This window comes from Psychroserpens sp. XS_ASV72, from assembly GCF_041224425.1.
GTDB lineage: Bacteria > Bacteroidota > Bacteroidia > Flavobacteriales > Flavobacteriaceae > Psychroserpens.
The window spans coordinates 120,266-134,818 of the sequence record NZ_JBGFGL010000075.1 but is presented as its reverse complement, the minus strand read 5'-3'; the positions used below and the strand labels follow the sequence as shown (position 1 = coordinate 134,818).

Genomic DNA, 14,553 nt, shown 5'->3' with positions numbered 1-14,553 from the left:
AATAAAATTTTTATTGGGAATTAAAAGGTAAATTATTTGTTATTTTTACTTCTTCTTACGAGATTTTAGACCAAAACACGAATATTTCTACTCGTTTTATGATTTTAAAGACCCTTAGTTTGGTAAATTACAAAAACTTCGAAAGTGAAGATTTCGAATTTGACCATAAAATTAATTGTTTCGTTGGCTTAAACGGAGTAGGTAAAACCAATGTGCTTGATGCTATTTATCATCTATCCTTCGGAAAGAGTTACTTCAATCCGGTAACAACGCAAAACATCAATCATGAAGCAGATTTTTTTGTAGTCGATGGTGCTTTTGAAAAAAACGAGCGTTCTGAAAAAATCATAGTATCCTTTAAACGAGGTCAAAAAAAAGTTATTAAACGCAATGGAAAGATGTATGACAAGTTTAGTGACCATATTGGGTTTATTCCCTTGGTTATCATCTCTCCAGCAGATCGTGATTTAATTATTGAAGGTAGTGACACGCGACGAAAATTTATTGACAGTGTTATTTCACAAAGCGATAAAACCTACCTCAACAATCTCATCAATTACAATAAGGTCTTATCGCAACGAAATGCACTACTAAAATACTTTGCGGCAAACAATACTTTCAATGCCCAAACCATTGAGGTTTATAATGAACAATTACACAACTACGGAAAAGAGATTTTCAAAACTCGAGAAGCTTTTCTACAAACATTTATTCCAATATTCAAATCTCGTTATCAGGCAATTAGCAACAATAATGAACATATTACTTTAGCATATAAAAGTCAGTTACACGATTCTGATTTAAAGAGCTTACTGGAACAAAATGTCCAAAAAGACAAAGCTTTACAATATACAAGTGTAGGTGTCCATAAAGATGATTTAAGTTTTGAAATTGAATCCCATCCCATTAAAAAATTTGGAAGTCAAGGACAGCAAAAGTCTTTTTTAATTGCCTTGAAATTAGCACAATTCGATTTCATAAAAGCACAAAGTGGTGTCACGCCTTTACTCTTATTGGATGATATTTTTGATAAGTTAGATGAACAACGAGTCTCCCAAATCATAGCATTGGTTGACAATGAAAATTTCGGACAGTTATTCATTAGCGATACGCATGCCGAACGTACAGAAAATGTAGTGAAGCAAATCCATCAATCGTATAAAATATTTAAGCTATAGCCATGAAATCGAAGTTTTTACTATTATTTCTTTCTAGTGCAGTTCTTTTCAGCTGCTCAAAAGATCCGAACGAACTATTAAAGCATATCAATGGCTATTGGGAAATTCAAGAAGTCACCTTATCCGATGGTACTAAAAAGGAATACACCTACAATGATACTGTGGAGTATATAGAGATTTCTGATAATACTACCGGATTCAGAACCAAATTGAAACCGAACTTAGAAGGCACTTATACCACATCTACTGATAAAGAGGGTGTTAGCGTTAAAATTTCTAATGACAGTTTACATCTTATCTATTCAACACCTTATTCAGAATGGAAGGAAACCGTTTTAAATGCTAATGAAACCGAGTTATTAATAGTTAATGCCAATAAAGATATGTATCTTTATAAAAGGTATGAGCCGATAAATATGAATGCATCCGCTCAAAAAAATTGATATGGCAAAACGACATAATGACAACTTACCTATAAGTGAGATACTTAAGGAATTTGTTGATGCTAATAATCTTCAATCGGGATTAGACAAAGTAAATGTTAAAGAGGCTTGGGCTGAAATGATGGGAAATGGCGTAAATAATTATACCACGAATGTACAATTGGACAAAGACACCTTACATGTGCAATTGAGTTCTAGTGTTCTTAGGGAGGAATTAAGTTACGGAAAGGAAAAAATCATTAAAATGCTCAATGAATCCCTTGGAAAAGAGATCATTAAAAAAATAATTTTGAGATAAAAAAAGCACCTGGAATAGGTGCTTTATAATTTTATTGGTATTTGGTATTATTTATTTCACATCCATCAGTTCTACATCAAATACAAGTGTTGCGTTTGGAGGAATGACACCTCCTGCACCTGCTGCACCATAGCCTAAATCACTTGGAATTACCAATCGTGCTTTATCGCCTACTTTCAATAGACAAATGCCTTCGTCCCAACCAGGAATCACCTGACCTACACCAACTTGAAAATCGATTGGTTTGTTACGTTTGTACGAAGAATCGAAAACCGTTCCATCGGCTAACTGTCCTTTATAGTGAACTGATACTTGTTTACCAGCTTCCGCAGCTTTACCATTTCCTTGTTGAATGATTTTATAGCGCAATCCGCTTTTCGTTTCGTCAAAACCAGCTGCTAATTTATCCAATTCAGCTCTAGCAGCTTCACGTTCAGCTTCTAAACGTTTTTCACGAGCACCTTCAAATACTCGAAATGCTTCAACAGGGTTGAAATTTTCAGCAGCATCACCAACTCTAATAATCTCTACACTTTCAATCTCATCACCTTGAGCAATAGCATCAACGACTTCTTGTCCTTCGGTAACCTTCCCAAAAACTGTATGGTTATTGTCTAACCAAGGTGTTTCAACATGCGTTATGAAAAACTGGCTACCATTAGTTCCTGGTCCAGCATTTGCCATGGACAAAACACCTGGTCCATCATGTTTCAAATCTGGATGAAACTCATCATCAAATTTGTAACCAGGATTTCCAGTTCCTGTTCCAAGCGGACAACCACCTTGAATCATAAAATCAGGAATCACTCTGTGGAATTTCAATCCGTCATAATAAGGCTTCCCTTGAGGTTTTGCAGAATTCTCAAGATTTCCTTCAGCAAGAGCCACAAAATTACCTACTGTTCCTGGTGTTTTTTCGAATTCTAAAGCGACTAGAATGGCACCTTTAGAAGTATTGAATTTGGCATATAAACCATCTTTCATATTGTAGAATTTTAATTAAGGTGCAAAGATAACAAAGTTAACTAGGAGTAAAAAGCATAGAATCAAAAAGGATAACACTATTCAAAATTTTGTTGTTGATAGCTAATCCAGTAGTTTTGCTGAAATCAATTACATGAAATTCTCCCTTCAAAATTTATTAGGTAAGACTAAAGACCAACCGATTGAAAACACAGATTCAGTTGAAGCCATTATTCAGGATATTGAAAATAATCCTTTCGCTATTTCAGAATCTAATGTTTTGTATGCTGGCTTGAATGAACTTGGCGGTTATTATTTTTTTCAAACAGTTGTTGTTGGAAGCTTCAAAATAAAAGTGAAGCAAGGCGCTTCGATTGACATCAAAGGTCCACGACTAGATTTGAAATTACAATCTGATATGCTTGAACTGGAATCTGACCATACAGACGTAAAAGGACGATGGATTACAAAAATTGATTTTCAAATCAATGAAGCGGATGCTTCAAAGATAGATCGTACATCAGTAGAGCAAATGGTCTTAAACTGTAAAAAAGAAAATATTGTATTCTCAAAATATGAGTCAATTGATGAAGAAGAATGGACTAATTGGCGACTTCACTCATAAATTTAATACGATATAAACGCAACTCTTCATCTTCGTAATCACCATCGAATTCTTCTACGGCTTCAGATATTTTGTCTGTTTCCGATTCCATAAAATACTCATGGATTTCTTCTTGCTGGTCTTCATCTAGAATATCATCAATCCAATAATCGATGTTCAATTTTGTACCTGAAAACACAATAGCTTCCATTTCCTTAATGAATTCTGGCATAGACATACCTTTTGACGAGGCGATCGTATCTAAAGGTAGTTTTCTATCCACGTTTTGAATAATGTAGAGTTTAATCGCAGAATTGGAACCTGTACTTTTTACTACAAAATCATCAGGACGCATGATGTCGTTCTCTTCGACATAACGCTCAATCAAGGCCACAAAATCTTTACCATATTTTTTAGCTTTTCCATCTCCAACACCATGAACATTACTAAGTTCATCTAAAGTAATTGGATATTTTAGAGCCATATCCTCAAGAGAAGGGTCTTGAAAAATTACAAAAGGAGGCACTCCAAGTTTTTTGGCATTACGTTTTCTCAAATCCTTGAGCATTGCCATCAATTTCTCATCGGCAACACCACCTTTAGTTTTAGCAGCTGTAATGATGCTGTCATCAGAATCTTCATCATATACATGGTCTTCAGACATCATAAATGAGATTGGAGATTTTAAATACTTTTTACCTTCAGCAGATAACCTAAGTACTCCATAAGTTTCAATATCCTTTTTTAAATATCCAGCAACCAATACTTGACGGATTAAAGCCATCCAATAGCGTTTGTCCTTATCCTTTCCAACACCGAAAAACGGCTGCGTATCTGTTTTATGGGATGTGATCAATGCATTTGAGGACCCAATGATCACATTGACCAAATCTTTAGATTTGTATTTTTCGTTGGTATCTTGAACGGTCTTCAGTAGAATCAAAACCTCGTCTTTGGCTTCATGCAGTTTTTTTGGATGTCGCACATTATCATCCATGTCGCCACCTTCTCCTGTTTCGTTATCAAATTCTTCACCAAAATAATGAAGGATAAACTTACGTCTTGACACCGAACTTTCAGCAAATGCTACTACCTCCTGAAGCAAGGCATGTCCAATTTCCTGTTCAGCAACAGGTTTTCCAGACATGAATTTCTCAAGCTTTTCAATGTCCTTGTAAGCATAAAAAGCCAAACAGTGGCCTTCACCACCATCACGACCAGCACGACCAGTTTCTTGGTAATAACTTTCGATGCTTTTAGGCATGTCATGATGAATCACAAAACGCACATCTGGTTTGTCAATTCCCATTCCGAAGGCAATGGTTGCAACAACAACATCGACATCTTCCATTAAAAACATATCTTGATGCTTGACTCGCGACTTAGGATCTAATCCTGCATGATAGGGAACTGCTTTAATTCCGTTGACTTGTAGCACTTGTGCTAATTCTTCAACACGTTTACGGCTCAAACAATAAACAATTCCTGACTTTCCTTCGTTCTTCTTTATAAAACGAATGATATCTGCATCGACATTTTTAGTTTTTGGTCTGACCTCATAATACAGATTAGGCCTGTTAAAAGAAGCCTTGTAAGTCTTAGCGTTTGGGATATCTAAGCTTTTCAGGATATCCTCTTGTACCTTTGGAGTCGCAGTCGCTGTCAATCCGATGATTGGAATATTCTCACCAATGCGTTTGATAATATGTCTAAGGTTACGGTATTCTGGTCTAAAGTCATGTCCCCATTCACTAATACAGTGCGCTTCATCAACAGCCATAAATGAAATGGTGACCGTTCTTAAAAACTCAACATGTTCGTCCTTGGTAAGGGATTCTGGCGCTACATAAAGTAATTTGGTGATGCCATTTTTGATATCCTCCTTAACCTGTTTGACTTCAGATTTATTCAGTGAAGAGTTTAGCACATGTGCTACGCCTTCATTATCTGAAACACTTTTTATAGCATCAACTTGATTTTTCATTAAGGCAATTAAGGGAGAAACAATAATCGCTGTACCTTCCTTAATCAATGCTGGCAACTGATAACACAATGATTTACCACCACCAGTTGGCATAATAACAAATACATCCTCTCCTTCTACAACACTTTTAATAACGCTTTCTTGAAGTCCTTTAAATTTTGAAAAACCGAAGTATTGTTTTAGTGCAGAATGTATATCAATTTCTTTAACACTCATTAATCCCTATTAGTATTTTTGATACATTTGCATAAGACTAAAGATAACAATTTCTTTAAACTCATCAAACTCAAAAAAATATAATTTTGAACAGTACGCAATCTATTATAGATCTTGCTAAGAAAACTATAGATTTAGAACGAGATGCCATTGCCAATTTAAGTCATCTCTTAACTGAAGATTTTGCCAATACAGTACAATTGATCTACAATTCCAAAGGTAGGGTTGTTATAACAGGTATTGGAAAAAGCGCCATTATTGCCAATAAAATTGTCGCCACTCTCAATTCCACAGGAACACCTGCTGTATTTATGCATGCTGCTGATGCTATTCACGGTGATTTAGGATTGATTTTGGAAGATGATGTGGTCATCTGTATTTCCAAAAGTGGCAATACTCCAGAAATAAAAGTATTGGTTCCTTTAATCAAAAATGCCAACAACAAAATGATTGCCATTACTGGCAACAACAAATCCTACTTGGCGCAACAATGTGATTTTGTGTTAAACACGTATGTTGAACAAGAAGCTTGTCCGAATAACTTGGCACCAACCACAAGTACAACGGCTCAATTGGTAATGGGTGATGCTTTAGCTATTTGTCTTTTGGAAAAGCGAGGGTTTTCAAGTAAAGATTTCGCTAAATACCATCCAGGAGGTGCTTTAGGCAAACGATTGTATTTGAGAGTTAATGATTTATCGTCCCAAAATGAAAAACCTAAAGTAGAACTGAACACCTCTGCAAAAAAAGTCATTGTTGAGATTTCAGAAAAAATGTTAGGTGTTACTGCGGTTGTTGATAACGATAAAATTATTGGGATCATTACTGATGGTGACCTAAGACGAATGTTAACCAAAAACGAAGACTTCATTCACTTAACAGCAAAAGATATCATGAGTGAAAATCCGAAGCGAATTGAAGAAGATGCTATGGCTATTGACGCCATGGAAATGATGGAGGAACATGGTATTTCTCAATTATTAGTTGAAAAAGATGGCGCTTATGCTGGAGTTATCCATATTCACGATTTAATTAAAGAAGGCATCCTATAATGGCAAAATCAAACCCAAATGAAATGTCATTCCTTGATCATCTTGAGGATTTAAGATGGCATTTGATACGAGTGACCTTAGGCATTTTAATATGTGCTACCATTGCATTTATTTTTAGCGGATTCGTTTTTGAACATATCGTATTTGCGCCTAAACGCATGGATTTTCCAACCTATAAATGGTTATGTAAAGCGTCTCAGTTTATTGGGATTAATGATACCACTTTTTGCGCTACTGAGTTTCCGTTTAAAATCCAAAGTAGAACCGTTGCAGGACAATTTTCTGCTGATATATGGACCTCTATTTACGCAGGATTGGTTTTGGCTTTTCCGTATGTGATATATCAATTATGGAGTTTTATAAGTCCTGGTTTGCATGCGAGTGAACGCAAGTATTCAAAGGGTTTTATTTTCACGACTTCCTTTTTGTTTTTTCTAGGTGTCTTGTTTGGCTATTACATCGTAACTCCGCTTTCTATAAACTTTTTAGCCAATTACAGTATCAGTCCGGAAATATCAAATGAATTTGACATCAGTTCCTATATTGCCATGGTAAGATCGTCGTGCTTGGCGTCTGGATTGGTATTTGAGCTTCCAATCATCATATATTTTTTTACAAAAATTGGTTTGGTAACACCTCAGGTTCTGAAAAAGTACAGAAAATTTGCCTTGGTCATCGTCTTGACGCTTTCAGCAATCATTACACCTCCTGACATTGCCAGCCAAATTATTGTAGCGATACCTATTTTAATCTTATATCAAATCAGTATTTATATTTCAAAAATCGTTGTTAAAAATCAAGCTCGAAAACAAAAAAGAGCAAGTGCTTAAAATACCTTTTCAATGTCTGATATTATTTCTGAATTTAACTCATACCGTTCTAAAATGAACGATGCCATTATGGCTGACAACAATAAAATTATCAAGCGTATTTTCAACCTTGACACAAATGCCTTTGCTGAAGGAGCTCTGGATAAGAAAACCAAAGAACTCTTAGGTTTGGTAGCATCTATGGTTTTGCGTTGTGATGACTGCGTGAAATACCATTTAGAATCTAGTTACAATGAAGGGTTGAGCAAGGAAGAAGTTGTAGAAGCCATGAGTATTGCAACTTTGGTTGGTGGCACTATCGTAATTCCTCATTTGAGAAGAGCTTATGAGTATTGGGATGCACTGGAACAAGACCGTTAAACTTTTAATAAAGAGTTATTAGGAATTTTAGATTTTCCTATTTTAGCTTTTATTCAATGATATGAAAGTACTTAGAGCCGATAATTTAATGAAGTCCTACAGCGGAAGAAAAGTTGTAAAGGATGTGTCTTTGGAAGTGAAGCAAGGTGAAATTGTTGGTTTATTGGGACCAAATGGTGCTGGAAAAACAACGTCCTTCTACATGATTGTTGGCATTATTAAACCTAATGGTGGTAATATCTACCTCGACAGCACTGAAATCACAGCCTTCCCAATGTATAAACGTGCCCAAAATGGAATTGGCTACTTGGCTCAAGAAGCTTCAGTATTTAGGAAGCTTAGTATCGAAGACAATATTTTGAGTGTCTTGCAAATGACTAAGCTAAGCAAGAAAGAGCAACACGATAAAATGGAATCTCTTATTGAGGAGTTTGGTTTGGGACACATCAGAACCAATAGAGGTGATTTACTCTCAGGAGGTGAGCGTCGAAGAACTGAAATAGCAAGAGCTTTGGCAACCGATCCTGACTTCATTCTTCTTGATGAACCATTTGCTGGAGTTGACCCAGTTGCTGTTGAAGACATTCAACGTATCATTGCCAAACTCACCAAGAAAAATATCGGCATTCTAATCACTGATCACAACGTACAAGAAACCTTAGCAATAACCGACAGAACTTACTTAATGTTTGAAGGCAGCATACTCAAAGCTGGTAAACCTGAAGAGCTTGCCAGTGACGAGATGGTACGCAAAGTGTATTTAGGTCAGAATTTTGAGTTACGTAAAAAGAAACTACACTTTTAATTATTCTTTTACATTTCCTTTGTCAGCCATATTTTGAGCTTTTTCAGCAAGCAATTTCTTTTGGTATCGACTTTGGACAATATCTGTAACCACTAGTATTGCGATGACAAAATAAAACGTGGTTTTACTCATTGGTACAATTTCATTTCCAAAGATTTTCAAGTGTGCTAAATGACCTCCTTCAGTAACCAACATAATACCAACTATAAAAAGGATAAACAATCCTAACACCTCATACATTCTGTTTTTAGCTAAAAACACTGAAATTCGATCAGCAAGAACGAGCATTAATATACCACTCAATACAATAGCTATTGCCATAACAATAAAGGCTGTTGTTGAATTTTCAATTTCATTTGTTAAACCAATTGCTGCAAGAATAGAATCAAAGGAAAAGACCAAGTTCATTAAAACAATGCTTACGATTACTGCATTTGAAGACTTTTTCCCATTTCCGTTGGCATCAATATCTTCACTCAAATCATGCTTTGCTATCATGTGCCAAATTTCCTTCAATGCTGTGTAAATTATAAATGCGCCTCCAGCCAACACAATTATACTGTGACCGTTGAAAGCAAAATCAAGAACGTTCTCAATTGTTCCTGTCAAAAAAGAAAAGGGTTCTTGAAAGTAATCAATAACCGACACTAAGACAAAAAGGAGAACAATCCTTAAAACAATAGCTATAAGAATCCCAACTTTTCTTACCCGTTTTTGATCTGTTTCAGGAGCTTTTTTAGATTCCAAAGAAATGTACAATAAATTGTCAAAGCCCAATACAGCTTGTAGTAGCACGAGCATTAATAAGGTAAAAATAACTTCTAACATAGCGATAATTTAGTTCGTAGTGTTGTTAATTAAAGACAGTAATATATAAACAAGAATGATGAGTGGTATGGCGATAAAATGAAATACGATTATAAAGACGATGCTTAAAGCAATTAAGGCATACCTAAATTTATTTTCAGAAAAATTGAAATTCTTGAACTTCAAGGCCAACAATTTTATTTTTGAATTCAATAAATAACAGCTTAAGAGAGTGATTCCAATCAAGATCCACGGATTGAAAATCAAGGCATTGAAAGCCATATTATTTTGAAATTCTACAATTAAAGGCAATGACAAAATCAATAACGCGTTGGCAGGTGTTGGCAAACCTTTAAAATAGGTTTGTTGTTCATCATCTATATTGAATTTAGCCAAACGATATGCTGATGCCAAAGTGATACATAAGCCTATTAAAGATAAAGGCGCAATTTGCAGTCCTTGCCAATTCATCAAAACACTCCAATGTTCTCCTTGCTCAAACTGTGGAACTTCCAAGCTCATCGCAATCAATTTAAACATCACTATTCCAGGAACCAATCCGCTAGTGACCAAATCTGCCAAAGAATCCAATTGCACACCCAACTCACTTTGAACATTGAGTTTTCGAGCGGCAAAACCGTCAAAAAAATCAAAGAAAACACCTAAAAAAACAAAGGTTGCAGCACCTACAAAATTATTGTTGACTGCAAAGAGCACAGCAATGCTTCCACAGAATAAATTAAGAAGCGTAATGAAATTAGGAATGTACCGTTTTAATGGCATGTATTAAGATTTATGTAAAAATAGCAAACTATTTACGACTTAAACAAAACAAAGGCAATATCTGTTTTATTTTATAGTTTAATAGATTGAAAATATTATGCATCTTTGTAAAAAATTTTGCTATTGAAGAATTACGCATTCCTTATTCTATCATTGGTAACACTGATAGCTTCTGCGCAAACCACCCGAAAATACTCTAATGAGTTTTTAAATATTGGTGTTGACGCTGCGGCTCTTGGAATGAGCAATGCTGTGGTTTCCCATACTGCTGATGTAAACTCTGGTTACTGGAATCCTGCTGGGTTAGTGCATTTGGAGGACAACCAACTTGCTGCCTTACACTCGAGCTACTTTGCCAATATTGCCAACTACAATTACATCGCCTTTGCAAAACCGCTAGACGATCGAAGTGCCATTGCTGTGTCACTGATTCGTTTTGGTGTTGATGACATTTTAGACACTACACAATTGATAGACGACCAAGGGAACATCAATTACGATCGTGTGAGTTTGTTTTCTACAGCAGACTATGCGCTAACGTTTTCTTATGCAAGAAACTTACCTATTCCTGGATTAAGCTATGGAGTTAACGCCAAAGTAGTTCGAAGAATTATTGGTGATTTTGCCAATTCTTGGGGCTTTGGTTTGGATGCTGGAATTCAGTTTGAATCAAAAAATGATTGGAAATTTGGAATCATGGCAAGAGACATCACCACAACCTTTAACGCTTGGTCATTTGATGAAGATAAACTTGAAGATATCCAGAACGCGATCGATGGACAAAACCAAACGGTTCCTGAAAAAACCGAGTTAACCATTCCTAAATTACAAATCGGAATGTCTAAAAAATTCATCTTTCACTATGATTATTCCTTGTTGGCTTCCTTTGATTTAAATGTTCGTTTTGAAGAAAACAACGATATTATTTCAACCTCTTTTGCAAGTATCAATCCAGCTTTAGGCTTTGAATTTGGTTATACGGATTTGGTCTTTTTGAGAGCAGGCATGGGAAACTTCCAAAATGAACTTCAATTGGATAATTCTGAAAGTCTGACCTTCCAACCAAGTTTAGGGTTGGGATTTAAATATAAAGGCATTCAGTTGGATTATGCTTTTACTGATATTGGCGATCAAAGTGTGGCATTATACAGCAATGTATTTTCGTTGAAACTCGATTTTAGTATCTTTAGATAGTGAATCGGATACTACTCGCCATAAGTTCAGGACTTTTATTCGCATTGGGTTGGCCAACCTACGGATTTCCACTACTCCTCTTTTTTGCCTTTGTACCATTACTGATTGCTGAACAAAACATCAGACAATCTGAAACCAAACGGAAAGGACTTAAGGTGTTCGGATTAGCTTATCTAACCTTTGTACTTTGGAATCTTATAACAACCAGCTGGTTGGTTTACGCTAGTGTTTTCGGAGCTGCTTTTGCGGTTTTTGTGAATTCAGCCTTGATGGCTCTATTGTTCCTCATCTATCATAAATATGCCAAACGGATTTCAACAAATCGTGCGCTTCTGTTTTTAGTGGCGTTATGGATCAGCTTTGAAAAACTTCATTTGAATTGGGAATTCTCTTGGCCTTGGCTAAATTTAGGAAATGGGTTCTCCGAGCATATCACATGGATTCAATGGTATGAATATACGGGAACCTTTGGAGGTACTTTATGGATATTACTTGTAAATGTATTAGTCTTTAAAGGTGTTTTGAATTACTTAAGCTCGAAGTCGAAATCGGTTATAAAATCCATGGTCATAAAACTCGCTTTAATGATTGGAATTCCAATTATACTGTCTTCAATTATGTATGTGAATTATAGTCATGAAGGCGAAACCATCAATATCATTGCTCTACAACCCAATATAGATCCGTATTCTGAAAAATATCAAATGAGCAATTTAAAGTTTGAGGAATTGTTTGTTGAACTTTCGGATTCAAAAATAACGGATTCAACAGACCTTATAATGACGCCTGAAACGTTCTTTGCCGAGAGTACTCATTTAAGTAGGTTTGACAATTCATTATTGAGAAACCGTTTGGAACGCTATGTTTCAAAACATCCTCAGGTTAACATATTGACAGGTATCTCATTTATCGATTTTTTTAATGATAAAAATAGAATCCGCAAGGAAACCAACACGTATAAGTTTAGACCCAATACATGGTATGACGATTATAACTCGGCTATTTTCATCAACACTTCTGATTCTATTGCGCAATACAATAAGTCTAAATTAGTTGTAGGCATTGAGAACTTTCCTTACCAAAATATCCTTAAACCTATCATTGGTGATGCTATGATTGATCTTGGTGGAACAGTAGCGATGAAAACCACTCAGGATTCTAGAGGTGTATTTACTGCATCTAACGGCAAGTTTAAAACAGGACCTGTCATCTGTTATGAATCTGTTTATGGTGAGTTTGTTACTGGATATATCAGAAATGGAGCAAACTTCTTGTCGATTATAACCAATGACGCCTGGTGGAATGAATCTCAAGGCCACAAACAGCACTTAAGCCTAGCGCGATTGCGAGCTATTGAAACCAGACGTGATATTGCAAGAAGTGCCAATACAGGTATCTCTGCAATTATCAATGCAAGAGGAGATATTACGACCCGTTTGGGTTATGGTAAAAAGGGTGCTCTAGCAGGTCAAGTGGTTACTAATGACTACAAGACCTTTTATGTTTTAGCAGGTGATTACATAGCACGTATTAGCATTTTTATCATGCTCTTTGTGTTTCTCATAGGGTTTTTCAGAAAGAAACGACAAGTATTGTAATTACTGTCCTCTATAATACAGAATGGTACTCAAGGTTTTTACGATAATATTAAAATCCAGGAAAATACTTCGGTGCTTGATATAGTACAAATCGTATTGTAATTTAGTCAAACTATCATCAACCGAGGATCCATATCTTGTTTTAACTTGAGCCCAACCAGTAAGACCAGGTTTTATAATATGCCTTGTTTCGTAGAAAGGGATGATTCTTGAAAGCTCATTAACAAAAAAAGGCCGTTCAGGTCTTGGGCCAATGATACTCATATCACCTTTTAAAACATTAAAAAACTGTGGGAATTCATCAAAACGTGATCGACGTAAAAATTTACCAAAAGTAGTTACCCTTGCATCATTTTTCTGAGCCCATTTAGCACCATCTGTTTCAGCATCGACAACCATACTGCGAAGTTTAACAATATTGAAAACATTACCGTTTTTTCCAACGCGCTCTTGCATATAGAATAGTGGTCCTCTATTTCCTAAAAGATTACCTATAAGAATTAATGGCAAGAGTAAACTTCCCAAAACTAAACCTAAAATTGAGAATAAAATATCAAACAATCTATGGAAAAAAAGATATAATGTATTTTGATTGCTTCGGCTGAACGGGAAATACTTATAAAAATCCTTACCTACAAATTGGATTGGTACGCGATAGGTAATCTCTTCATAAACTTGGGTGTATTCCCGTATGGTGAAACCATGTTCTAAAAGATTGATCAAGTCATGATAAATTTCTGGTGTAATGGTTTCAGAATCGTAAGTAGCCACTAATATTTCAGAAATCTTATGCTTTTGAATAACATCCATGAGCTCTTCTGGTTGAAATTCCTTGAGCCCTTTAAATTTTATTGGGTCTTCTGCTTCCTTTTCACAGTTTATAAAACCAATAATCTTGTAGTTAGGATCTGTTTCACGTAAAGGTTTGACGATGTTTTCAATATTTGAAATCTCTCCAACCAAAAGCACTTTTTTATAAAAGCGTGGTGAAACGATGAATGTTGTGTAAGCCAATCGCCATAAAAACAACATGACGATAATTGCGACATAAAAATATACGATCTGTAATCTGTTCTCTGGTAAAAAAGGGGTGAAAAAAGGGGTTAGTAAATAAAACAGAACTGTTGTTGATGCTGTAATAACAATATTTCTGAATGTAATATCTAATTTATTGGACTTCTGAAGATCGTAAATTTCAAAGATTGTCCCAAAAACCATGATGTAAAGACCCAAAACAAATAAGGCAACACCATTATCTCTATTGACAGTTAAGTAATCAAAATCTAAGGTAAGTTCTAAGACATAGAGTCCGACAAAGATAAAAAGGAGGTCAAAAATCCTCAGTAGCACTTTTCGCTCAGAGATTTCGAAATGTATGTCCTTTTTCTTATCCATTTACCAAAATAAACGTTAAAGATAAAAACTTAAATCAACTATA

Annotated in this window: 15 protein-coding genes; 10 read left to right on the top strand and 5 right to left on the bottom strand. The window is 35.5% G+C overall.

Features of this window, described 5'->3' with window-relative positions:
- Nucleotides 1-98: 98 nt before the first annotated feature.
- From AB9K26_RS06165 to AB9K26_RS06155, 3 genes are read left to right on the top strand one after another with little or no spacing between them, the layout of a single operon-like run.
- Nucleotides 99-1,178, top strand: coding sequence for a DNA replication/repair protein RecF (locus AB9K26_RS06165; protein ID WP_369971666.1), 1,080 nt, complete (start codon nucleotides 99-101; stop codon nucleotides 1,176-1,178).
- A gap of 2 nt (nucleotides 1,179-1,180) precedes the next feature.
- Nucleotides 1,181-1,621, top strand: a complete 441-nt coding sequence (locus AB9K26_RS06160) for a lipocalin family protein (protein ID WP_369971665.1) — start codon at nucleotides 1,181-1,183, stop codon at nucleotides 1,619-1,621.
- Between the two features lies 1 nt (nucleotide 1,622).
- Nucleotides 1,623-1,919 (top strand): DUF721 domain-containing protein, encoded by a 297-nt coding sequence (locus AB9K26_RS06155; RefSeq protein WP_369971664.1) that lies wholly within the window; start codon nucleotides 1,623-1,625, stop codon nucleotides 1,917-1,919.
- Nucleotides 1,920-1,970: 51 nt separating this feature from the next.
- On the opposite strand, the gene AB9K26_RS06150 is transcribed toward AB9K26_RS06155, so the two are convergent.
- A complete protein-coding gene (locus AB9K26_RS06150) occupies nucleotides 1,971-2,903 on the bottom strand; it encodes a peptidylprolyl isomerase (RefSeq protein ID WP_369971663.1) in 933 nt (310 codons plus the stop codon).
- A gap of 133 nt (nucleotides 2,904-3,036) precedes the next feature.
- On the opposite strand from AB9K26_RS06150, the gene AB9K26_RS06145 reads away from it, so the two are divergent.
- Complete coding sequence (locus AB9K26_RS06145; RefSeq protein WP_369971662.1) at nucleotides 3,037-3,507, top strand: hypothetical protein; 471 nt, start codon at nucleotides 3,037-3,039, stop codon at nucleotides 3,505-3,507.
- On the opposite strand, the gene recQ is transcribed toward AB9K26_RS06145, so the two are convergent.
- Nucleotides 3,485-5,686 (bottom strand): DNA helicase RecQ, encoded by a 2,202-nt coding sequence (gene recQ / locus AB9K26_RS06140; protein WP_369971661.1) that lies wholly within the window; start codon nucleotides 5,684-5,686, stop codon nucleotides 3,485-3,487. The two genes, AB9K26_RS06145 and recQ, sit on opposite strands and share 23 nt — an antisense overlap.
- Nucleotides 5,687-5,772: 86 nt before the next feature.
- Between recQ and AB9K26_RS06135 the strand changes: the two genes are divergently transcribed.
- The 4 genes from AB9K26_RS06135 to lptB all read left to right on the top strand — a co-directional run bounded on the left by AB9K26_RS06135 (nucleotide 5,773) and on the right by lptB (nucleotide 8,733).
- On the top strand, nucleotides 5,773-6,738 hold the full coding sequence (locus AB9K26_RS06135) for an SIS domain-containing protein (protein WP_369971660.1): 966 nt from the start codon (nucleotides 5,773-5,775) through the stop codon (nucleotides 6,736-6,738).
- Nucleotides 6,738-7,568: a twin-arginine translocase subunit TatC gene (gene tatC / locus AB9K26_RS06130; RefSeq protein WP_369971659.1), complete on the top strand. Its 831-nt coding sequence runs from the start codon at nucleotides 6,738-6,740 to the stop codon at nucleotides 7,566-7,568. The genes AB9K26_RS06135 and tatC overlap by 1 nt, the downstream gene beginning before the upstream one ends.
- 12 nt (nucleotides 7,569-7,580) lie before the next feature.
- Nucleotides 7,581-7,928: a carboxymuconolactone decarboxylase family protein gene (locus AB9K26_RS06125; RefSeq protein ID WP_369971658.1), complete on the top strand. Its 348-nt coding sequence runs from the start codon at nucleotides 7,581-7,583 to the stop codon at nucleotides 7,926-7,928.
- A 61-nt stretch (nucleotides 7,929-7,989) separates the two neighbouring features.
- Entirely contained in the window at nucleotides 7,990-8,733 is a 744-nt protein-coding gene (lptB, locus tag AB9K26_RS06120) for an LPS export ABC transporter ATP-binding protein (RefSeq protein ID WP_369971657.1), read from the top strand.
- Here lptB and AB9K26_RS06115 read toward each other — a convergent pair whose 3' ends face one another.
- Entirely contained in the window at nucleotides 8,734-9,561 is an 828-nt protein-coding gene (locus AB9K26_RS06115) for a TerC family protein (RefSeq protein ID WP_369971656.1), read from the bottom strand.
- 9 nt (nucleotides 9,562-9,570) lie between these two features.
- Complete coding sequence (locus tag AB9K26_RS06110; RefSeq protein WP_369971655.1) at nucleotides 9,571-10,323, bottom strand: phosphatidylcholine/phosphatidylserine synthase; 753 nt, start codon at nucleotides 10,321-10,323, stop codon at nucleotides 9,571-9,573.
- Nucleotides 10,324-10,446: 123 nt separating this feature from the next.
- Between AB9K26_RS06110 and AB9K26_RS06105 the strand changes: the two genes are divergently transcribed.
- Both AB9K26_RS06105 and lnt read left to right on the top strand, forming a co-directional pair.
- Nucleotides 10,447-11,517 carry a PorV/PorQ family protein gene (locus AB9K26_RS06105; protein WP_369971654.1) on the top strand — a complete coding sequence of 357 codons (1,071 nt, stop codon included), beginning with the start codon at nucleotides 10,447-10,449 and terminating at the stop codon, nucleotides 11,515-11,517.
- A complete protein-coding gene (lnt, locus tag AB9K26_RS06100) occupies nucleotides 11,517-13,115 on the top strand; it encodes an apolipoprotein N-acyltransferase (RefSeq protein WP_369971653.1) in 1,599 nt (532 codons plus the stop codon). Before AB9K26_RS06105 ends, lnt begins: the two co-directional genes overlap by 1 nt.
- Here lnt and AB9K26_RS06095 read toward each other — a convergent pair whose 3' ends face one another.
- Complete coding sequence (locus AB9K26_RS06095; protein ID WP_369971652.1) at nucleotides 13,116-14,510, bottom strand: exopolysaccharide biosynthesis polyprenyl glycosylphosphotransferase; 1,395 nt, start codon at nucleotides 14,508-14,510, stop codon at nucleotides 13,116-13,118.
- Nucleotides 14,511-14,553: the final 43 nt, after the last annotated feature.